The organism is Chitinophaga dinghuensis (assembly GCF_003259435.1).
Classification (GTDB): Bacteria; Bacteroidota; Bacteroidia; order Chitinophagales; family Chitinophagaceae; genus Chitinophaga; species Chitinophaga dinghuensis.
In genome coordinates this window covers 1-22,311 of the sequence record NZ_QLMA01000013.1, presented here as the reverse complement: position 1 = coordinate 22,311, position 22,311 = coordinate 1, and the positions used below count along the sequence as shown (strand labels likewise).

Annotated in this window: 16 protein-coding genes and 1 tRNA gene; 9 read left to right on the top strand and 8 right to left on the bottom strand. The window is 45.8% G+C overall.

The window, feature by feature from the left end; all coding sequences use genetic code 11:
• Positions 1 to 44 precede the first annotated feature (44 nt).
• From CLV59_RS27960 to CLV59_RS27945, 4 genes are all read left to right on the top strand, one after another.
• On the top strand, positions 45 to 3,521 hold the full coding sequence (locus CLV59_RS27960) for a SusC/RagA family TonB-linked outer membrane protein (RefSeq protein WP_170137949.1): 3,477 nt from the start codon (positions 45 to 47) through the stop codon (positions 3,519 to 3,521).
• Between the two features lie 11 nt (positions 3,522 to 3,532).
• Positions 3,533 to 4,990, top strand: coding sequence for a RagB/SusD family nutrient uptake outer membrane protein (locus CLV59_RS27955; RefSeq protein WP_111595413.1), 1,458 nt, complete (start codon positions 3,533 to 3,535; stop codon positions 4,988 to 4,990).
• 29 nt (positions 4,991 to 5,019) lie between these two features.
• Positions 5,020 to 6,207, top strand: coding sequence for a thioredoxin family protein (locus tag CLV59_RS27950; RefSeq protein WP_111595412.1), 1,188 nt, complete (start codon positions 5,020 to 5,022; stop codon positions 6,205 to 6,207).
• A 181-nt stretch (positions 6,208 to 6,388) separates the two neighbouring features.
• Entirely contained in the window at positions 6,389 to 6,865 is a 477-nt protein-coding gene (locus CLV59_RS27945) for a GNAT family N-acetyltransferase (RefSeq protein ID WP_111595411.1), read from the top strand.
• 122 nt (positions 6,866 to 6,987) lie between these two features.
• On the opposite strand, the gene CLV59_RS27940 is transcribed toward CLV59_RS27945, so the two are convergent.
• Positions 6,988 to 8,286, bottom strand: coding sequence for a Gfo/Idh/MocA family protein (locus CLV59_RS27940; RefSeq protein WP_111595410.1), 1,299 nt, complete (start codon positions 8,284 to 8,286; stop codon positions 6,988 to 6,990).
• A 146-nt stretch (positions 8,287 to 8,432) separates the two neighbouring features.
• Here CLV59_RS27940 and CLV59_RS27935 point away from each other — a divergent pair, with 146 nt between their 5' ends.
• The 3 genes from CLV59_RS27935 to CLV59_RS27925 all read left to right on the top strand — a co-directional run bounded on the left by CLV59_RS27935 (position 8,433) and on the right by CLV59_RS27925 (position 10,147).
• Entirely contained in the window at positions 8,433 to 9,065 is a 633-nt protein-coding gene (locus tag CLV59_RS27935) for a hypothetical protein (protein ID WP_111595409.1), read from the top strand.
• 132 nt (positions 9,066 to 9,197) lie between these two features.
• Positions 9,198 to 9,650 carry a hypothetical protein gene (locus CLV59_RS27930; RefSeq protein WP_111595408.1) on the top strand — a complete coding sequence of 151 codons (453 nt, stop codon included), beginning with the start codon at positions 9,198 to 9,200 and terminating at the stop codon, positions 9,648 to 9,650.
• Positions 9,650 to 10,147, top strand: a complete 498-nt coding sequence (locus CLV59_RS27925; RefSeq protein ID WP_111595407.1) for a hypothetical protein — start codon at positions 9,650 to 9,652, stop codon at positions 10,145 to 10,147. Before CLV59_RS27930 ends, CLV59_RS27925 begins: the two co-directional genes overlap by 1 nt.
• A 57-nt stretch (positions 10,148 to 10,204) precedes the next feature.
• Here CLV59_RS27925 and CLV59_RS27920 read toward each other — a convergent pair whose 3' ends face one another.
• Positions 10,205 to 11,701, bottom strand: a complete 1,497-nt coding sequence (locus CLV59_RS27920; protein WP_111595406.1) for a sigma 54-interacting transcriptional regulator — start codon at positions 11,699 to 11,701, stop codon at positions 10,205 to 10,207.
• A gap of 32 nt (positions 11,702 to 11,733) precedes the next feature.
• On the bottom strand, positions 11,734 to 12,828 hold the full coding sequence (locus CLV59_RS27915) for a vWA domain-containing protein (RefSeq protein WP_111595405.1): 1,095 nt from the start codon (positions 12,826 to 12,828) through the stop codon (positions 11,734 to 11,736).
• 119 nt (positions 12,829 to 12,947) lie between these two features.
• Here CLV59_RS27915 and CLV59_RS27910 point away from each other — a divergent pair, with 119 nt between their 5' ends.
• On the top strand, positions 12,948 to 13,793 hold the full coding sequence (locus CLV59_RS27910) for a sugar phosphate isomerase/epimerase family protein (RefSeq protein ID WP_111595490.1): 846 nt from the start codon (positions 12,948 to 12,950) through the stop codon (positions 13,791 to 13,793).
• 95 nt (positions 13,794 to 13,888) lie between these two features.
• Here CLV59_RS27910 and CLV59_RS27905 read toward each other — a convergent pair whose 3' ends face one another.
• The 5 genes from CLV59_RS27905 to CLV59_RS27885 form a co-directional block, all read right to left on the bottom strand.
• A complete protein-coding gene (locus CLV59_RS27905; RefSeq protein ID WP_170137948.1) occupies positions 13,889 to 16,342 on the bottom strand; it encodes a TonB-dependent receptor in 2,454 nt (817 codons plus the stop codon).
• Positions 16,343 to 16,522: 180 nt separating this feature from the next.
• On the bottom strand, positions 16,523 to 19,732 hold the full coding sequence (locus CLV59_RS27900; RefSeq protein ID WP_111595403.1) for a glycosyltransferase family 117 protein: 3,210 nt from the start codon (positions 19,730 to 19,732) through the stop codon (positions 16,523 to 16,525).
• A gap of 162 nt (positions 19,733 to 19,894) precedes the next feature.
• Complete coding sequence (locus CLV59_RS27895) at positions 19,895 to 20,191, bottom strand: putative quinol monooxygenase (RefSeq protein ID WP_111595402.1); 297 nt, start codon at positions 20,189 to 20,191, stop codon at positions 19,895 to 19,897.
• On the bottom strand, positions 20,188 to 21,015 hold the full coding sequence (locus CLV59_RS27890; RefSeq protein ID WP_111595401.1) for an SAM hydrolase/SAM-dependent halogenase family protein: 828 nt from the start codon (positions 21,013 to 21,015) through the stop codon (positions 20,188 to 20,190). Before CLV59_RS27890 ends, CLV59_RS27895 begins: the two co-directional genes overlap by 4 nt.
• A gap of 222 nt (positions 21,016 to 21,237) precedes the next feature.
• The gene (locus tag CLV59_RS27885) at positions 21,238 to 22,050 is read right to left on the bottom strand and encodes an SDR family oxidoreductase (RefSeq protein WP_111595400.1); all 813 of its coding nucleotides are present in this window, start codon (positions 22,048 to 22,050) and stop codon (positions 21,238 to 21,240) included.
• Between the two features lie 168 nt (positions 22,051 to 22,218).
• On the opposite strand from CLV59_RS27885, the gene CLV59_RS27880 reads away from it, so the two are divergent.
• Positions 22,219 to 22,291: transfer RNA gene (locus CLV59_RS27880), tRNA-Lys, on the top strand.
• Positions 22,292 to 22,311: the final 20 nt, after the last annotated feature.

Below are 22,311 nucleotides of genomic sequence, written 5' to 3'. Positions count from 1 at the left end.
TCCCTCCCGGAGTTAATTTGCTGTCGCGTAAAAATGTACTGATCATGAAATTCTTAGCTGGCTTTTTGTTAGCGGGATGTTTACAGGTGCATGCCAGTGGGCTTGCACAGACTGTAACCCTTTCCTGCAGGCATATGCCTATGAAGAAAGTGTTTGAAAAAGTGGAGTCACAAACGGGACTGGTTCTGTTTTACAACCAGGATATTCTGTCTGGCACAACGCCTGTGACGGTGCAGGCGAAAGAAATGCCGGTAGCACAATTTTTAGCCACTATATTTCAAAATGAAGCGATTTCTTATGAAATCATCGGAAAGACAGTGTCTCTTTCCCGCAAAGAGTCGCTGAAGAAAGACCTGTTGTTCTTTCCTGTAATGTCGGATTCAACAGTAGCTGTTGCCGGCCAGGTAATAGATGAAACCGGACAGCCAGTGCCAGCAGTGACCATTCGCCAGAAAAGCAATGGTAGAACGGCTTTCACCGATCAGGACGGCCGCTTCAAAATGGACGATGCATCCAATAAATCCCACTATATTTTCAGTTCCATTGGTTATGAACCTGTGGAGATGAAATTCTCTTCTTCCGCCACCAATCTACACGTTATCATGAAGAAACAGGTGAATCATCTGACGGCAGTAGCCGTGGTGAGCACCGGTTATCAAACCATTCAGAAAGAGCGTGCCGCCGGTTCATTTGCTACTATCTCTGCAGATGATATGGGCGGTAAGCTCCAGACCAACATTATGGACCGACTGGAAGGTATGGCTGCTGGTATGACCAGTTTCAGAGGCCAGACCCAAATCAGGGGCGTTTCCACGCTCAAGGCCACCCAAGCGCCTTTGATCGTGTTGGACGGCGTACCTTTTGAAGGTAGTCTGGATGCCGTTAACCCTTCTGATATCGCCACTGTAACAGTCCTGAAAGATGCCAGTGCCGCCTCTATCTATGGCGCCCGCGCTGCAAATGGAGTGATTGTACTCACCACCAAAAATGGCAGTGCCGGCCCGGCCCGCGTATCCTACAACGGAACCCTGAAAGTGACGCCGCTGCCAGACAGAGGCTATGCAAATAAAATGTCTAGCGCCGAGCTGGTAGATTTTCAACGGGATATGTTTGCCTACAATTCCGGCGATCCAAATGCCATCGATCCACGCAAAGCCATGAACGACGTGTATGCGTTACTGTATAAGCGTAAAGCCGGTCAGATCACAGATGCGGAGCTCGAACAGCAACTGGATGTTTATCGTCAGCGCGACAGATACGACCAGATGCGGGATGAACTGGTAAGGAAACACAGTTTGCTCCAACAACATAACCTGGCCCTATCCGGAGGGTCTGATGTCTACCGTTACAATCTCTCCGGTAACTATACCGGCAATACGCCTTTTGAAAAGACGGCGAATGGCGTGGTACGTTACGGTTATAACCTGAAAAATACGTTTAACCTTTACCGTTGGATGAAACTGGATGCAGGTTTGCTGGGCAGCTACACCAAAGATGATACGGATAATGGTTTCGACATTATGAGTAACCTGAATGGCGGTAAAGCATCCTATTACATGCTGCGCGATGCAGCCGGTAACCCTGCACAGTGGCTCAATAGTAAATCTCAGTATGAAATTGACCGTTTGAATAAACTGGGACTGATGGATGAAACTTATCGTCCGTTGAATGAGATCAGCAAGTTACATCGCTATGGTACCAGCAAGTACAATAACCTGAACCTGGGTGCGAACTTCAAGCTGATACCTGGATTGACACTGGATATACGCTATCAGACCGAACGTACCGAAGGTTACAACAAACAATTCTATAATAAAAATGCCTATGTGGTAAAAACGCAGATAAATGATGCGACTGTTATTGACAAGGCTACCGGAAAAATAACCAATTACATTCCTAAAGGTGGACAGATCCGCGAGAGCAGACTGGATGAGAATTCCTACACCTTACGTGCCCAGCTGAACTATCAGCAGAATTTCCATAATAAACACCTGGTGAATGTCATTGCTGGTGCGGAACGCAGGAAAATCGTAAAAACTAGCACAGAAGTATATAAGTATGGTTATGACGATTATAACCTAAACTATAAACCAGTGGATGAGTTATTGCTGAGTAACTACGTCTATAATACAGAAGCATTGTTCAACCAGTTCATGTTATCCAGAGCGGAAGCGGGCTTCAGATACAGAGACGATCGCTTTGTTTCTTTGTATGGCAATGGTTCCTATACTTATAATAACCGCCTGACTGCAACTGCAAGTATCCGTATGGATCAGTCGAATCTCTTCGGTACAGATCCTAAATATCAATACAAACCACTCTGGTCAGCAGGTTTACAGTATGTTGTTGCTGAGGATAAATTTGACTGGCTGGACAGAGTTTCAGTTAGAACCACTTACGGTATCAATGGTAATATCTGGAAAGAAGGTGGCCCATACCTGATTGAAGCAGATGAATCCAGCACCAACTACTGGACCAATGAATTCCAGTCTTATGTATCCAGTCCGCCAAACGCTGGTCTGCGTTGGGAAAAAACGCAGGTAACCAACCTGGGGATTGACTTCAGTCTCTTCAAAAAGCGCCTCACCGGTAGTATTGATTTGTATAATAAGCAAACCAATGATTTGTTGAGTAATCGTAATTCTGATCCTGTAATTGGATGGACTTCCGTAGTAATGAACTATGGTAGTATGTTCAACAGAGGTATTGAATTATCATTGACCAGTCGCAATATTGACCAAACTGATTTCTTCTGGAATACCACTGTGAATTTCAGCTATAATAAGAATCAGTTGACTGATTTGCAGAACTCCAGTAACACGCCATACAGTTACTATTCCGGCGCGCAAAACAGAGTAGGTAAGCCAATGGGAGCGTTGTATAGCATTCGTTATGCAGGACTCGATGAAACAGGTCGTCCTATGGCTTACACCGCAGATGGAAAGATTGTGAAATCCACTCAGCAACTGACGCTGAATGACCTGGTTTATTCCGGAACATCTGTACCGCCATTTGCCACTTCGTTGTTGAACAATATCGGCTATAAAGGATTTGAGTTGTTCTTTATGTTCACCTACTATGGCGGAAACGTATTGAGAGATGTAAAAGCGCCGTACCTCACCAAATTGCCGGAGCTGAACTATACCACCAATATGGAACGTAATGCGTTAAAATATTGGAAAAAAGTAGGCGATGAGAAAGATCCGGATATGGCCCCAGCTTATGGTTTCTCTACCAGCGGTACTGTTACTGATTTGTGGGATGCTGCCGATAAGTTCATCCGTAAAGGAGATTATATCAAGCTGAGAGACGTTACTCTGAGCTACGCATTACCAGCAAAACTGATCAGAAAAGCGGCATTCAGAAATGTGAAAGTGAGTCTGCAAATGCAGAACGTATGGCGTTGGACCGCTAACCCGCAAAACCTGGACCCGGAAGTATGGAATGGTACCACTTTGTCGCCAACAAGAGGAACGTTGCCTCCATCTACCTATACCATTGGTCTTTCTGCAAACCTTTAAACTGAATTAGAATGAAAAAAATAGTAGCAATATTTTTTACTGCTGCCACCATCATATCCTGCTTTTCTTCCTGTAAAAAGTTCCTGGACGTAAAGCCGAAGGGATATACGATACCGCAGTTTTATGAAGATTACGCCAAGTTGATGAATAATATGTCGCTTATCAGGGTATCTTCCGCGTACCCTAACTACCTGACAGATGATGTACAGGCAGGGGACGACAATGACGTCAGCAAACAAGCAAGTTATACCGGGTTGTCGGACTTTAAGAAAAACCTGTATTCTTTCCAGCCGGGGGCCGTTTTTATTCCCGGTTCCTCTGATCCGCTATGGGAGCCTGCTTACAGTCATATCTACACCTATAATGTGGTAATCAACAACATTATGAGTGTGACAGATGCAGGAGATACAGAGAAAAAGCAACTGCGTGCAGAGGCTTTGTTCGGAAGGGCTTTTGAATATTTAACGTTGGTAAATGCTTACGCAAAGCATTACAATCCTGCAACTGCAGCTACAGATTTGGGTGTGCCTATTATCTTATCGGAAGATATCAATGCTACCTATAAACGTAACTCTGTAGCAGAAGTTTATGATCGTATTAAAGTGGATCTGGAAGCGGCGCTGAAAGATCTGCCGGAGAAGACAGCCAATATATTTCACCCTAATCGTAGCGTAGGTTTCTCTTTCCTCAGTAAGATGTACCTGTACATGGGTAAATATGATGAGGCGCTTACCAATGCAAGAGCGGCTTTGGCGTTGAATAGTAACCTGATCGACTATACGTTGTATACCACTCAGAACGGAGTAACCTTCGGACGCGTATGTCTGATTTCCAACAAAGACACCCGTTTCCCGGATGCGCAGCTGAGTAATGAGAGCGTATGGGTACGTTTCGGTAGCTCTTCTTCTTCCTCTGTGAATGCAGAAGTGTATGTGAGCAGCGACTTATTATCCGTATTCAGTAAGAATCTTCCGTCGGGTGCTGTTGATCAGCGTAAGAATCTGTTTTTCTGCGATGGCGTAAGCAACTTCGGTTTGAAGCCGGTAAATTTTCCAGGGAGAGTGTTGTATGCTCCTTATATCGACTTTAACCTGGGTCTGAGCAGTGCAGACATGATATTGATTGCAGCGGAATGTGAAGCGCGTGTAGGAGATAAAGATCAGGCGGTGAAATACCTGAATACTTTACGTGACAAGCGTATTAAGAATAATCAGCAGTTGGCTGCCGCCACAAAGGACGATGCTTTGAATCTTGTATTGGAAGAGCGTCGGAGGGAATTGTGTTTTATCGGATGTAATCGTCTGATTGATCTGAAGCGTTTGAATATGGATACGCGTCTGGCAAAAACAATTACCCATACGCAGGGCACTAAAACGTGGTCTTTACCGCCGAATGATAACCGTTACATTTTGCCGGTACCACCGAAAACACTGGAATTTAACAGCGGGATGCCACTATACGAAAGGTAATTACATCTCCCTAAAATATTAAAAGTTATATGAAAAAAATTCGTCTGATTATATCATTATTCGCTTGTCAGCTGTTTGCATTTACAGTGTTTGCACAAGAGGGTATACAATTCCAGAATGCCAGTTTTGCTGAGCTAAAACAGCTGGCGGCTACGCAACATAAGTTGATCTTTATTGATTGTTATACCTCCTGGTGCGCTCCTTGCAAATGGATGGATCATAATGTATTTGTTCTGCCTAAAGTGGCAGAACAGTACAACAGTACGTTTATCAATGCAAGATTTGATATGGAGAAAGGAGAAGGAGTGGAGTTGAGAAAACAATACAATGTGACTTCTTTTCCTACTTACTTATTCCTGGATGCCAATGGCAAATTGATGTATCGTTCCGGCTCTCGTATGACAGCAGAAGAATTCATGACAGTGGGAGAGAATGCGAATGACCCTGGAAAGAGTGTGGCATCTATGCAACAGCAATATGATGGCGGTAAGCGGGATATGCAGTTTTTGCTGGACTTCTACACCTTATTACAGCATAATGACCGTGACAGGGCCTTTAAGATGGGAGCGGAAATAATGCAGCAGTTTCCGGAAAACGAAATGGCGTCTCTCACTGGTTGGAAGGCATTACGTATGCTGAGCCATAGCGAGACAGACCGTCTGGGCGCTTATTTTATGAGTCATCAGTCGGCCTTCCGGCCATTTGCCCGTCAGGGGGAACTGGATACGATGACGAACCGTCTGGTGTCATCCACGCTCTATGGCTATATGAATGAGCAGAAAGATGATTTATTCTGGAAGCGACTGGATTTCTTCCGTAAGTCGCCACAGCCTGCCCGCAAGAAGGAAGCGGTGAGTATGGAGTTGGAGTTCTATTTAACCCGTAAGCAGTATGATAAATACATCAAAATGGCGAATGTAGCTATGAAGGGCCTTTTGAAGGATGATGCCGAGCAATTGAGTTTTATGGCGCGCAGGGCGAATTATAAAGCAGAGGGGGAGACGCGTGTCCTGGAGGTAGCATATGCTATGGCTAAGCGTGCCGTGGAGATGCAACCGAAGGAATATAGCACTTTGAGTACATTGGCGCAACTGTGTTTGTCATTGAAGAAGAAGGAAGAGGGGCTGGCTTTGGCGAAGAGAGCATATGAGGTGGCGGAAACCACTAAAATAGAGAAGATTGTACAGCAGTTGATAGATAAGTTAACAGCGCTGTAATAGCATTAAAACCAACCATTAGAAGAAGGGTGTCTCTTTATTAGGAGACGCCCTTTTTTATGTGTAATAATAAATACATATGAAATTTTCAATAACTTTTATTTTTTTGAATGAAAATTGACAAAAAAGCGTTAAGTTGAACGTCCCAAAATTTTTTGGTGGTAAAAAAATAAGTGTGGTTATGATAGAGATACTGAAAGTAACCGCCGATGATAAAGCGAACCTGGATCATATCAGGTCTTTGTTTCGTGAATATGCCAATTGGTTGAATGTAGATCTTAGTTTTCAGCAATTCGAAGACGAAATGCTTCAGCTTCCCGGAGCCTATGTTGCCCCTACTGGTGCGCTCTTTTTGGCAAAATCGGATGGACAGATAGCGGGATGTGTGGCGATCAGGCAATTTGACAATACGACTGCGGAGATGAAACGGTTGTTTGTAAGAGATGCCTTTAAAGGCCATGGTGTGGGAAAAGCATTGGCTGCCCATGCAATTGAGGAGAGCAAAAAACTGGGTTACAAGCGAATTTTGCTGGATACCCTGGCACATATGCGACCGGCGATTGAGTTATATACTTCGCTTGGTTTCCAGCCAATTGCGGCATATTACGATAATCCGATTACCAGCGCGGTATATCTGTCGCTGAACATAGAGTCCTAAAAGGATTTTCAGGCAATGAGTTTCATCGGCTTCATTGCCTGAAAATAAATAGATGTATTAAGTCTGCAGGATAGACCAGATTCTGTATAGCGCCTGATTGTGCCTGACAAAGCCTAGTTGTATTACCCTATTTTCGGAATTTTATATCCATTATGGTATGCTGCTGCCAGGAATTTGTTGGCTTCACTATCGGTGAAGGCTTTCTTTTTATCATCCCAGTAGATTTTCTTACCTGTACGGAAAGCGATATTGCCCATTTGGGCGGTTGTTGCTATGTGGGCGCCTGCTGCGATAGGGCAGTGAAGGTCGTTCATATTTCCTGATTGGATGACTTCTATGAAATTCTTTGCGTGTAGATCCAGGCCGTTATCTACGGATGGTTTACGGGCAATCGCTTCCATTTTACCTTTTTCAGGAATTACTTCCCAGCCGCCTCTATCCAGTACCAGCGTACCATTGTTGCCAATGAAAGCGATGCCGTGGGTGCGGTTATAAGGGCCGCCATCTATGCCGGTAGCGGATTCCCATTGGATATTATAGTTATCGAATTCGTATACGGTGGTGAGTGTATCTGGCGTTTCTGCGGCATCGTCTGGGTAGGCGAATTTACCGCCGGCAGCCATGATAGATTTAGGGGACTGGGCTTTCATGCCAATCAGCGCGTAGTCGAGCAGATGTACGCCCCAGTCGGTCATCAGGCCGCCGGCATAATCCCAGTACCAACGGAAATTGAAATGGAATCTGTTGGGATTGAAAGGTCTGGTAGCGGCAGGGCCCAGCCAGGACTTATAATCTACGCCAGCAGGAGGAGTGCCGTCGGGTTGCACTGGGATGGACTTCATCCAGCCCATATATGCCCAGGCTTTCACGAGGCGTACCTGGCCTAACTGGCCGGAGTGTACGAAGTCGATGGCATCTTTAAAATGTTGCTGACTGCGTTGCCATTGGCCTACTTGCACTACCCGGTTGTATCTTGCCTGGGCGGCCATCATGGTATTGCATTCCACGATGGAGTTGCCGGCAGGTTTCTCTACGTATACGTGTTTTCCGGCGGAGCAGGCGTCTGTCATTTGCAGGCAGTGCCAGTGGTCAGGCGTACCGATCACCACTGCATCGATGGATTTGTCGTCCAGTAGTTGGCGATAATCGGAGTAGGCTTTTACCTTAATATCCCTTTTGGCCAGTTCGGCTACCCGTTTATCCAATACGTTTTTATCTACATCGCAGAGGGCCACGCATTCAACTGCTGGATTTTTCAGCAGGGCGTTAAGGTCGGACCAGCCCATACCATTAATACCGATGGCGCCTATACGAATACGGTCGCTGGGAGCAATGGCGCGAAGCGGGAGGGTATGTAACAGACTAGCCCCGGCAAGCAGGGTGGAAGCAGATTTAATAAAAGATCTCCTGGAATTTTTCATTGTAATAAAACTTTAAGCGGAATTTGTGGAATGTTATCAGTGAACAAAATAGGGATTTTCAGGAGAAAATCTAAGTGTGATCACAATCTTATCATGAGGGGCAGGTGTTTCCAGAGTAATGGAAAACTATTAATATTGCCATTGATATGAAATTATATCTCGTACCTATAATTGTCCTTTTGTTTTCCCTAACGGGGAATACTCAGACCTTGAAGAAAATGCCACTCACAAAGGCGGAAAGAAAGATGGGTATATATCAAAAATTTCAGCAACGTCAGCAACTCAGCTATGTACAGATCAGCCTAATACTTTACAGGGATAGTACTTATGTGTATAGGTTGCGGGATTGTATGACTACGCTGCGGAGTGCAGGGAAATGGCAGCAGGGTAAGGGAAAACTGATCCTGGAAAGTAGTCTGAAAAAAGAGAGCCCTGTTCCTGTGGAAGTTAGGTATGGCGCTAGTGGAAAGTATATAGACAGTTGCGACATTGCCATAGTAGAGGATTCAGATGCAGCATATTTACCGATTGCACACTTGCTGATTAATAATGATTCTACCGAATGCTTTCCCTCCGTAGGCAAGTTTAATGGATCCTACAGTAGCATTAACCGGGTGAAAGTCTTATTTGAGAATGGCATGGTGTCTTCATGGGTACCTGTTAAAGCTGGTACGAGAAAGGTTTCGCTGAGGGTTTTAACGGATGTTCCCATTCGGGAGTATGAAGTGATGGATAAGTGGGTATATCAATTTAAAGGGAAATTATTGGAACGACAATAAAAGAAGCGTATACTGTTAACATAAACATTATTATTGCCAGTATCATTTCTTGTACTTTTTAAACGACTAACATTTTCGATTAGACAATATTTTATTTCAATACTAACCTGAGCCTATTAACCCTCAACTGTTATGCAGCGTAAGAGCATAGTTATTATTATTATTATTATAGGGATACTTTTGTGCATTGGCATAGCGGTATTCGTTTTCCTTCCGGCGAAGAATGCGGATAAATTTACGGACGTCATTGATGTAGAGACGGCCACTTCTCAATCGCATATTTGGATTAAAAAGAAGGTCTGGGGTATGACTGCCGAGGATCAGTTAATCCTGGTATCTATGTCCTCGGATTGGGAGTATGGCTATGACAAGCAAAAGGAGCTGATATATCATGGGTTGATGCCATTTTTATATAAAATCCAGGGAGATACATTAATGATATATACACTTCATGCGGCAAAGATTCCTACGGCATTTCGTTCTGATGTACAGATTGTCCAACATGAAATGGATAGTGCGGAACTGCGGACTATTTTTGAGCACAACAGGTATAATGAACTGGGGTTAAAAGTGGTAAGTAAGTAATGAAGTATAGTTTGATATTATTAGGTCTTCTGTTGGCGGGTGCCTGTAATAATTTCAGTCATCCTTTATCAAATAGAGACAGTGCTAATATGGAAAAGGCCCAATCAGCAAATGATTCTATGCACCTATATTCCAAAGAGGAAATCATTGATCCAATTATTCCGCAGCCTTTTATTTTATCATTAAAACGGCGAATGCTTAAGCTACCGGACAGCCTGTGTCAAAATGGGAAGACAGGTAGTTTTGTTGTGGAGATAAGTATCAACAGGTCCGCAGTTATTGTGCAGCATAGGATTATTTTAGTGAGAATATACTCTGATAGACAACAGATTAAAAATTATTTTTTGGGTGAGGGAAGGGAGGGGGATAGTCTTGTGAAGCGCTTCTGCCCCTATATTGCTGACTGTGTAAAGGATAATATCCTGCTCAAACCGAATCCTGAAAGGGAGGATCAGGATTCTCTGGCAGTGATGAATGTAGTGATGCGATTTAATTAAAAAGTAACAAGGCGCCTGCAAAGAGGCGCCTTGTTACTTTATATCATGTGAAAAGATCTACTCTACATCATCATCTCCGCTCATACTGAAGTTCATCATGGTTCCCAGTAAATCGGAGAACCTGGTTTCATTTTCCAATACTTTTTTACTGATGAGGGAATGGGCGCTGAGGCCGTGCAATACAAATTCCATGAGCAGCAATGATTCTTTGCCGTTCGCTCTAGGGAAATGGTCTGCTACGAGGTCTTTCAGGCCATCTACTTTGGACAGGGCCACTTCGTATTGTTTATCGGTCAGGTCCTGGAGTAGTTGCAGTTGATTGCCTTTATCGAACCATTGGATAACGGCGCGGTAAGGATTTTCTGCCGGGATGGTCTGTTTACGCTTTTTGTAATTTTCCGGGTTAGGGAAGTAGTTTGCGAAAACGGTACGGATGGATTTGTCGAGCAGATTATGCGCTACCTGTAGCGGGCCTTCCTGTTCTCCTTCGTACACCAGTTCGATCTTGCCGGTGATGGCAGGGATAATTCCCTGTAAATCTCCGATACGTACCTGGGTGTCTTTCTCTTTATTGATGATGGCTCTGCGTTCGCCGGCACTGACAGCGTTTTCAAATGCGGCGATGGTCAGTCGTGCAGAAACGCCGCTTTTCTTGTCGACGTACTCGCTGGTGCGGGCTTCGAAAGCTACTTGTTCGATCAGGCGTTTCACCATGTCCGACATTTGTACTTTCTGGAGCTGTTCTTCGTGAATATCTGCTTCCTGTTCGGTGATGAGCAGGGAGTTTTCGACATTTTTCGGATAATGGGTAATGATCTGGCTTTCTATCCTGTCTTTCAGCGGCGTGACGATGGAACCTCTGTTCGTATAGTCTTCCGGGTTAGCGGTGAAGATGAACAGGATATCCAGTGGCATTCTCACTTTGAAGCCACGGATCTGGATATCGCCTTCCTGGAGGATATTGAAGAGGGATACCTGTATACGTGCCTGGAGGTCGGGGAGTTCGTTGATGACGAAGATACCGCGATTGGAACGTGGGATAATCCCGAAATGAATGACTCTTTCATCCGCGAAGCTGAGTTTCAGGTTGGCGGCTTTGATAGGATCGATATCGCCGATGAGATCCGCTACGGAAACATCTGGCGTAGCGAGTTTTTCGCCGTAGCGTTGACTGCGGTGCAGCCATGTGATGGGCGTTTTATCGCCTTTTTCTGCGATCAGGTCGCGGGCATAACGGGAGAGCGGTGAGAAAGGATCATCGTTGACTTCAGAGCCTTCTATTACCGGGATATATTCATCCAGCAGGTCTACCATCTGGCGGGCCATGCGGGTTTTTGCCTGACCTCGGAGACCGAGAAAAAGGATATTATGGCGGGAGAGGAGGGCACGTTCCGTGTCTGGAATAACCGTGTCTTCATAACCTATGATACCTGGAAAAGTAGCCTCTTTCTGTTGCAGTCGGGTAATCAGGTTTTGTCTGATCTCTTCTTTTACTGACTTAGGCTGGTAGCCGCTTTTCTTCAGTTCGCCCAGTGTTTTTATGTTAGTGTCCATGCTAAATTTTTACTGATTACTATTGGATAAGGTTAAAATAGTTTCCGTTTGCCGTTTTCGAAGTCGTAAAAAAGAAACTGGCCGAGTTTATCGGTACCGGAGAAGAAGGCTTTACCATTATTGGTTTCCGTAAATTCCTGTACGAATTGCTGCAGCCATGGATCGGTGGCTACCATAAAAGTGGTGATGGGTATTTTCAGTTTCTTGCATTGTGCGGCCAGGTTGAGTGTACGATTAAGAATCTTCCTGTCCAGCCCGAAACTGTTCTTATAGTATTGTTTACCTTGTTTCAGACAGGTGGGTTTCCCATCGGTGATCATAAAGATCTGTTTATTGGGATTCCGGCGTCTGCGCAGCAGGTCCATTGCCAGTTCCAGCCCGGCAACGGTATTGGTATGATAAGGGCCTACCTGTAAATAGGGGAGGTCCTTGATTTCTATCTGCCAGGCATCGTTACCGAATACAATAATATCCAGCGTGTCCTTGGGATAGCGGGTGGTGATCAGCTCACTGAGGGCCATCGCCACTTTTTTTGCCGGGGTGATACGATCTTCTCCATAGAGGATCATAGAATGGGAGATATCGATCATCAGGGCGGTGGATGTCTGTGTTTTGAAATCCGTCTCTTTGATGACCAGGTCTTCCTGATCCATGGAGAAGCTGTCGATGCCGTGGTTCACCTGTGCATTATGGATAGAAGCAGTATAATCCAGCTGATCCACATTATCTCCGAATTGAAACGGACGGGTTTCGGCATTCAGTTCGTCTCCCATGCCGGATTTGCGGATGTTATGGTTGCCGGTGGAAGATTTTTTCAGCTTGCCGAAAATTTCTTCCAGGGCGCTTTTGCGGATGATCTGTTCTGTTTTGGAGGTGATGGCAATCTCCCCGGTATTTTCATTTTCTTTTAAATATCCTTTTTCCTGTAAGTCTTGCAGGAAATCTCCTATGCCATAATCTTCGTTGGTAAGGCCATACTCATTATCCAGCTGGGTAAGCCATTGAAGGGCTTCATTTACATCGCCGCTGGTATAGGTAAGTAGTTGAGTGAAGAGATCCAGTAATTTCTGGAAAGGTGGCTTGGTACTGTCGCCAGGATTGAACCTGGAAAATGTAATTCCTCTCATAGCACTAGTTCTACCTAAAATTAACGAAAAAATCCTGGAATACTCAAACGAATAAACCGGACAGATATTTGCATTTTATCATGAAAGCTATTACTTTCAATCATCAAAAAAATATCTATATGAAAAAACTGAGAAATGCATTAATGCTGGCTGGCGGCCTGGCGGCTGCATTATTTGCACAAAGTGCCGGTGCGCAGGCCAGAGCAGATGCATTGGGCTGGAAACTTGGCGCACAGGCTTACACCTTTAACCGCTTTACCTTTGCAGAGGCGCTGGACAAAATGGACAGTTGCGGTATCCAGTATGTGGAGGCATTCCCTGGGCAGAAACTGGGTGGCGGCCTGGAAGGTACATTTGACTATCATATGGGACCTGAAAAGCAGGAACAGCTGAAACAACTGATTAAAAAGAAGCACAAAGTGCTGATGGCATTTGGTGTGGTGGTACCGCCATCTGCGGCTGAATGGAGAATGCTGTTCGATTTTGCCAACAGAATGGGTATTCAGAGCATTACTACTGAACCTCAGCCACAATTCCTCGATCTGATCTCTTCTCTCTGCGATCAATATAATATCAAAGTAGCGATCCACGATCACCCTAAACCAAGCCATTACTGGCATCCAGACAGTGTGCTGGCGGCTATCAAAGGCAGAAGTAAGCTAATGGGCGCTTGCGCGGATATCGGTCACTGGGTACGTTCTGGCCTGGACCCGGTAGAATGTCTGAAAAAGCTGAATGGTCGTGTGGTTTCTCTGCACTTTAAAGACCTGAATGAGAAATCTCCTGAAGCCCATGACGTAGTTTGGGGTAATGGCGTTTCTCAGATTCCTGCTGTACTGGAAGAGCTGAAGGCACAGAAATTCAAAGGCTTATTCTCTGTGGAGTATGAATACCATTGGGATAACAGCGTTCCTGAAGTGAAAGAAAGCGCTGCTTACTGGAGAACAATGGTGAGCAACCTCTAATACACGATTTTTAACTCGTTTTTTACACAATAAAGGCCCGCTGCTTAGCAGAGGGCCTTTATTGTTTGTATGATATTTCAGGGAGACGCGTGTCTTTAGAAACGGAAAGCGATACTGCCAGCTACGTTGCGGGGCATTTGTCTTTCTACTGTCGTCCAGCCGTTATAGTATTCTTTGTTGGTCAGGTTATTGACTTTCAGGGTCAGTACATATTTCTTTGTATCATAGAATACAGAAGCGTTCAGCACTGTATATGCGGGGAGTGTGAATTTTCCTACAATCCGGTTGTTGGCAACCACATTGTCGCTTACATAGTTTCCACCGAAACCCGCTCCCAGTCCGTGTAATTTACCACTGCTTACGGCATAGCTGATCCAGAGGTTCGCCAGATCTTTAGGACCTGCGGTTACCGGACGGAGACCTTCCTGGTATTCGTAGGTATCTTCCAGTTTACTTTCATTGTGACTGTAACCGGCCACGATGTTCAGTCCTGGCAGCGGATTAGCCGTAGCTTCCAGTTCTACGCCGCGACTACTTTGCTTTCCACCCTGGGTGGTGTAGTTGAGTTTATTGCCGCTGGCGTCTACATAAACACTCTGGTTCAGGATATTCGTTACTTTGATATCGTAGTAAGTAGCGGTGAAGCTGAGTTTATGGTTGAACGCATCCAGTTTTACCCCACCTTCCAGCTGATTAGCCTGTTGAGGCTTAAAGGTAGTATTGAGTTCGGGGAGAGGTTGTGTCTGCGGAGCAACATTCTGAAAACCATTCATATAATTCGCGAACAAACTAACCTGGTCTTTTACTACTTCGTATACCAGGCCAAACTTTGGCGACCAGGCAGTTTGGGTGTAAGGGGTTGGCACTTTATTGCTGATATAATTGGTAACGCCTTTATAATCGAAGTAGTCAAAGCGCAGGCTGGCCATGGCCAGGAGCCTGTCTGTGATATTTACAACGTCGGAAACATAGACGCTGTAAGTATTGTTGGTGGTTCTGTTTTTCGTAGCGCCGGCCTGGTTAGCAGCAGCGAGTTTAGCATCTACGCTTTGGCGGTTCAGGTTATAATAGTTTGGATCGTTTTTATTTACCGCGCTTACGCTATCGAACATCAGATAAGGAGAGTTGTCGTTGCGGACTTCCATCTGCATATAATCAAATCCTACCAGTATGCGGTTGCGCACATTTCCGATTTTGAAATCGCCGGTGAAGTTCTGTTGGATATCCGTATTGGAAGTCGTAGAATTCTGATGATAGACAAAACGGCTCAGGAGCGTATCATTGGCTCTGTTGGCGCCAGCAGGGAAGTTACCTCTGTCCAGGAACATCACGTAGCTATAATAGCCATTGCTGCGGGCTTCGCTCCGGGAAACATTTGTTTGGGAGGTCCAGTTGTTGGAAATTTTATAGGTAGCCTGTGCCTGGAGGTTGATGGTAGGCGTTTTATAGGTGATATCATCGCTGGTGAAGGAGCGTTTGAAGTCCATTCCCAGTTCTGTAGGATTATGTGCGATCAGTGGTCGGCTTCTGTTGAGGAATACCATGAGGGCGTTGGTAGATTCGCCGGTGCTGAATACGGAGTTAAAGTTAAAGGTGAGTTTATCGTTGACGCGGTATTGCAGGCTTGGAGCGAAGAACAGGCTTTTAGACCAGCCGGCATCCTGCCAGGAGTTTTGTGACTGGTAGGAAGCGATGGTGCGCATGGTCAGGGAGTTGTCCTGTTTCAGCGGGGTATTAACGTCGGCGGATACACGATTCAGACCGTAGCTGCCTGCAGTGTAGGCAATTTCGCCACCGAAGCCGTCATAAGGTTTCTTTGTAACGAGATTGATGAGTCCACCGAAGGAAATCAGGGAGCTACCATAGAGCGTACCGGAAGGGCCTTTCAGTACTTCCATTCTTTCCACATAGGCGGGATCGCCGATGCCGTTGGTGAGGCCGGGCAAACCGTTTACCATGGTAGGTTGTACGGCAAAGCCACGGAGGGAGAAGTATCCTGCTCCATCGGAAGGGCGGCCGGTAGAGGACCAGAGTTTGGTGATGCCTGGAACATTTTTCAGGGCATCATCCAGGTTGGTGGTCACTTGTTGTTGTAATAACTGAGCGTTTACCACAGAATAGACCTGGGGATTTTCCAGGTTACGCAGGGGGAGTTTGGCGATATATTGAGATTCTTTATTGGTAAAGCGGCGTTGAGAGCCGGTGATGGTGACTTCAGACAGTTGTCTGTCTGAAACTTCCAGTCGGATCTGCACCTGTGTTGTATTTCCTGCACTTACGGTAACGTCTTGTTCTTTGGAATTATAGCCCATCAGGGAGAGCTGTAGGGTATAAGTGCCAGGTTCCAGTTTACGGAGGGAGAAGTCGCCTTTCACATCTGTAACGGTACCTCTGCCACTGCTTTTCACCTGGATGGTGACAAATGAGCCGGGCTGGCCATCGCTGGTAATGACACTTCCTTTGATACTTCCTGTATTATGCTGTGCTGACACTATTGCGGCGTAGGCCAGTAATAGTGTTGTTAGGACTGAGATTTTTCTTAACATCATTTGTTATTGAAGTGGTTGAAATATTTCCGTTTGAGGGGGCAAATTTCTGAAGTAGAATTTTTTGGGGAGACTCGAATCCGGAAAAGGAGTTACGCGATCCGGAAATTGATAGGAGTGGAAACTAAAAAGGCCCGTCTCTACTTGTAGAGACGGGCCTTTTATATGGATAGAATCAGGTGATTATTTCTTAACTGAATCTGTGGTATTTACCTGTACGCCATTTTCAGAAGTAGCAGGATGTTGTTGTGGGTGACCGAAGTCTATTTTCATACGTTCCATCCAGGCGATCATTTGTTGAGCCGCTTGTCCGTCGCGTTTGAGGTCATCTGTCATTCTGTTGTCTGGCAGTTGGTTGTAGTAGCGAATCTGCTGGTTACAATCTTTGATGATTTTATCAGCGATTTCGTCACCTTTTTTCACATCACCGGCCTGGTAGAAAGCGTAAGCAGCCTGCAGGGAGGTGTAGTTGTGCATATTACCAGGAGAGGTCATTGCGTAAGGATAGTTCTGATCCAGGATATTTTTATCCATATAGTTCAGTGCTTTCAGTGCGCTATCTTTCTTACCGTCGGCAGCCATGGCAACGCCCAGTTTAGAGAATGCCTGACGGAGGTACAGGAGCATTTTTCTGTTAGGCTCATCGAAGTAGGTACCTGGTGTTTGCGCACCGCCGAATTCGAATTTGGTCATCATATTATTGTACATCACATCTCTGTTGATGTTGATGTCCATGCCGATTGGATCGTTGTTAGGTTCTTTTGCCAGTGGCACCAGGCGGTATGACAGACCATCCGGACGGAGGTAGTCGTTCAGGCCCAGGTCAGTAGGGCTGGTGAAGTAGATAGGACGTTTCCAGTTATTGGTAGCGATGATATCGTAAACGGCCAGGTCATTTTTCACCAGGTAGTTTTTACTGATTTTGAAAGGTACCTGTGGCATGATGCGGGCGCTGTCTGCGGCACTTACCACGCCGTCTTTCAGCACTTGTGCTTTATCTACAGAGATAAAGAGCTGACGGGTAGGCAGGAAGTTTTCGGAACCGCCGTCCTGCGTTTGTACTTTATTGTTAGGATCGTCTGAACCCATGAAGTTCACGATTTCTTTCAGGTTAAAGTATTTATCGGCAGGGATATTTCCCGGATCGAAGAAGCGGACGAAGTTGCGGGTTTCGCCGCGGTATTTATCAGGTGTCCAGCTCATTGGGATGGCGTCGCTGTTATTTACTTTCACGCGTTGCTGATCGATGTACCAGTCTACGCCGAGGAGGCTGAGGTTGATCACGCGAACGTCGGTGCGGATACCTTCTACTTCCTGGGCGTACCAGAGCGGATAGGTATCGTTATCGCCAACGGTGAAGAGTATGGCGTTAGGAGCGCAGGATTCGAGGTAGTCTTTTGCTACGTCTCTTGCGATGGTTTTGGTAGAGCGGTCGTGGTCATCCCATTCCTGGAAGGCCATCAGGGTAGGTACTGCCAGGAGGCAGACTACAGTGGCGATAACAGGAGACATGGCGCCTTTTATTTTCTTATTCAGCCATTGGTAGATAGCCAGTACACCGAGGCCAATCCAGATAGCATAAGCATAGAAGGAGCCTACATAAGCGTAGTCACGTTCACGTGGCTGGTTACCTGCCTGGTTAAGATATAAAACGATCGCGAAGCCGGTAAAGAAGAACAGCAGGGAAACTACCAGTGTATCTTTACGATTGTATTTGTAGTGGAAGAAGAAACCGAGGATACCTAGGATGAAAGGCAGCATGAACAGGCGGTTATGGGCCTTATTGTTGTTCAGACTGTCTGGCATAGCGGATTGGTCGCCATACATGAAGTTGTCAAGTGGAGCGATGCCGGAGATCCAGTTACCATCGCGCACGTTGCCATAGCCTTGTGTATCGTTTTGTTTACCTGCGAAGTTCCACATGAAGTAGCGGAAGTACATGAAGTTTACCTGGTATTGCAGGAAGAATTTCACGTTGTCGCCGAAGGAAGGTTCTTCGTTTTGTCCGAGTCCCAGCCAGGAGCGGTAGAAGTCGGCGTGACCCTGATCATTGCTACCATCCCAAACGCGAGGGAAGAGCATCATATCTTTAGGATCATAAACTGGGTCTACTTTTTTACCAGAAACTTCATATTTATTTACACCGCGGGCGTAGATTTTACCACCTTCTTTGTATTCGATAGGGCGGGCGGTAAATTTCTGACCGTAGATGAGTGGGAAGTCGCCATATTGTTCACGTCCGAGGTAACCTACCAGAGAGATAGGGTTATCTACGTTATACATATCCACGGCAGGGTTGGCGGTAGAGCGCACCATGGTGGTTACGTAGGTAGAATATCCCAGGAGCATGAAGAGGATCACAGCGATAGTGAGTTTGCTGGAGTGGAAAACTTTGGCGGTGTTGAGGTTTACGCCAAAGGATTTCAGCACATATGGGATGGCGAGGAAGATACCTGCCAGGATAAGTTTCAGGACGACGGTGCCGGTAGATGTATCATTAAACATAGGGATAATGATAATCGTAGCGATCACGATCAGCGGCGCATAGATACTGAATTTAGGTTTTCTGTAGCCGATGATGAGGATGGCGGTGAGGGCGAGGAAGTAGAAAGTGAAGCCGGTAAAGAAGCCGAGGCCGAGGCTGTTCACAAAGAATACGTCCATGTAGCCGGATGCTTTGATGGTATCCTGGATGATGAATTTCTGTACGATACCAGTGAGGGCGCAACCTACCATGAAAGCCCAGAAGGTACCCCAGCCGGTGGCTTTATATTTCCTGAAGTAGTATACCATAACCATAGCGGGGATGGTGAGGAGGTTCAGGAGGTGGACACCGATGGAGAGGCCGAGCAGGTATGCGATGAGTACAATCCAGCGGTCGGCGTAAGGTTCGTCGGCTTCGTTATCCCATTTCAGGATGGCCCAGAATACGATGGCTGTGAAGAAGGAAGACATAGCGTATACTTCACCTTCCACAGCGGAGAACCAGAATGAATCAGAAAAGGTATAGGCCAGTGCACCAACGGCGCCAGCGCCCATAATAGCGATCATTTTCTCACGGGAGATCTCTTCACCAGCTTTTACCATGAGACGACGGGCAAAGTGAGTGATTGTCCAGAAGAGGAACAGGATAGTGAAACCAGATGCGAGGGCAGACATGGTGTTAACACCGAGGGCGGCCTGTGATGGTTTCAGGAAAAAGCTGAACAGTCTTCCGAGCAGCACAAACAGCGGGGCTCCGGGCGGGTGAGGTATTTGTACCTTGTATGCGCTCGAGATGAATTCGCCGCAGTCCCACAAACTGCCGGTTGCCTCCATTGTCTTGATGTAAACAACGCAGGCAATCACGCAAATGATCCAGCCTACGATGTTGTTGGTCCTTTTAAAATTCATAAGGTTGTTTTAAGGTCCGACAAAAATAGAAAAAGTAGCAAATTATGCTAATCTGCCGAACAGTTTTAACTTTTTGTAAATATCTTTATTATTTATGACTAATTGGTATACAATGCATAAGATTAAAAGTTGATTAAAATTATGCAGGGTATTTAAGTAGCGTCAGGGTAGTACGACAGTGGGTAAAACGCTCCATGCTGCTGGTTTTGCGGCGAAGAGTATTTTGGTGGCGGCCCATGTTTCCCGGAACAGGTCTGAATTTCGGTATTTTTCCAGTGCGATTTCTGAGTCCCATTTGCTGAAGGTAAAAAAGGTATTACCGGAGGCTGGGTGTTCCCATAATTCCAGGTGAAGGCATCCTGGGAAGTTTCTGATTTGTTGTTGTTGTCGGGAGAATAGTTCCCGGAAGGAGTTCACTTTATCTGGCTGGAACTCCATTTTAACGATACGGTTGATCATTGAAAGATAATTCTGACAGTTTGGTAGTATGATAATTGTTGGAAACCTGCGGGTTGGGTGAGTTGTTCGCGCCTGAATCCCTGCAGACCGAATAGTCCGGCGGCGTTTCCTTTATTGATGGCGATTTCCAGGTATCCGGCTGCGTTGAACAGTGCCAGTTTGGTACCTTCAGGAACATCCGCGTAGGTTTCGCTGATTTGGCTGATCACTTCATCTCTTCGGAAGAAGATACGGAATTTTCTGTTTTTGCGTTGGGCGGCGAATTGTTCGCGGGTGATATTCACGACGACGTTTTCGAAGCTATCGATATGGATAATTTGGCCTTCGATGAAGTCGTCACCAACGAGTGGTTGCAGGTTATTTTTCACGACAATTTGCTGTGTGAGTGGCGCTAGTTCACCGAGAGCGGCGCCTCTGCTAAGTTCGCGGGCGGCGGCGGCGAGGAGGTTAATGATAGAGAAAGTGTTTCTGGGTTCCTCTTTGGCGAGAGGAATTTTGATTACTTTTTCCGGCATACCTCCGGCGATCATGGTGAGTAGGCCATTGTCGGCGCAACCGATGTATTGACCGTTATGTTCGGCGACGAGGACATGGTCTGGACGTCGGTCAAAGAGATTGATCAGTACGAAGTGGAATGTTCCCAGTGGGAAATAGGCGAAAGCGCTTTTGCAGATATAGGTGGCTTGAGGGAGGTTAAATGGGCTGATATGATGGGAGATGTCTGTAACATGACATTCCGGGCAGTATTGCCAGAGTTGCCCTTTGATGGCACCTACCAGGTAATCCTGCAAACCAATGTCTGATGTTAATGTAATTATGGACATGCCCTATATTCTAAATCCCAACTCCTGTAAATCATTGTCACACGCCAATCTTCACCGCATGATGGTCACCAATGTGATTCGCTTTCCTGTCAAAAAAGGTGCCATCGGCGTTGTAAACACAACCTGACTGCAAATAAAGACAAAATTACAATGCGATGGTAAATTAACCGCAATTTTAAGTATTTGTACGTACTAACGTTAACGGCTAAAGGCAAAAAATGTTTATTGCAGGGGGGAACCGGGTTCCTTTCTGAAGTGGTTAAAGACAATACCATCCAGTATTCCTGGTATTATTTTGCTCAGTAGTACAGTGAGTTTGCCTTGAGTGGTCAGGACGAGTGTTCTTTTTCTTTTAGCGATAGCGTTGCCGATGCGGTGTGCTACTTCTTCGGCGCTCATCAATTTATCTTCATTGAGGGGCGTTTCGCTTTGTGCCTGTCCTTGTGGATTGAGGGCGGTGTTGCGGATATTGGAGGCGGTGAAGCCGGGGCATACCCACATTACGTTAACGCCTGTACGAAGATTTTCTGTACGTAATGCTTCGAGGAAGCCTTGCATAGCGAACTTGGAAGCGGAGTAGCCGGTGCGTGCGGGCAGGCCGCGATAACCGGCGATAGAGGAGACGCCCACGATAGTGCCTTTATTTTCCTGGATGGAAGGGTAGGCATATTTGGTGCAGTACACGGTTCCCCAGAAATTGATATCCATGAGTGATTTCAGTACGCTGAGGTCCAGATCTTTGAATAAGGCCCTCATGGAAATACCTGCATTATTAATGAGTATGTCTATCTTTCCGAACTTTGCTAAAACCGCGTCAATAAAAGCTTTACAGTCGCTCTCCACGCTTACATCTGCCACGAAGGTGAAAACATCCTGGGTATGGAGTTCATTTTTCATGGCTTCGAGGGCAGCTTGTTTTCTGCCGCAAACAGCCACTTGGGCGCCTTGTTTCAGCATTTCTGCAACGAGGGCTTTTCCGATACCTGATGAACCACCAGTGATGACAACTGTTTTGTTTTGAAAGGAATTACTCATGTATATTTTTTTGCATCACAAAAATAGGCGAGAATTTCATGCAACGAAAGTTCTCATGTAAAAATATTGTCTGATGTATATGCTGCTGGTGGCCAGTTTGGAAAAAATATGAAAAAAAATTTGGGAGATATGAAATATTTCCTACTTTTGCGCTCCCATCACGGGAATGATTCCGTAGCTCAGTTGGTAGAGCAATACACTTTTAATGTATGGGCCCTGGGTTCGAGTCCCAGCGGGATCACAACCTTTCGATAAAACCTG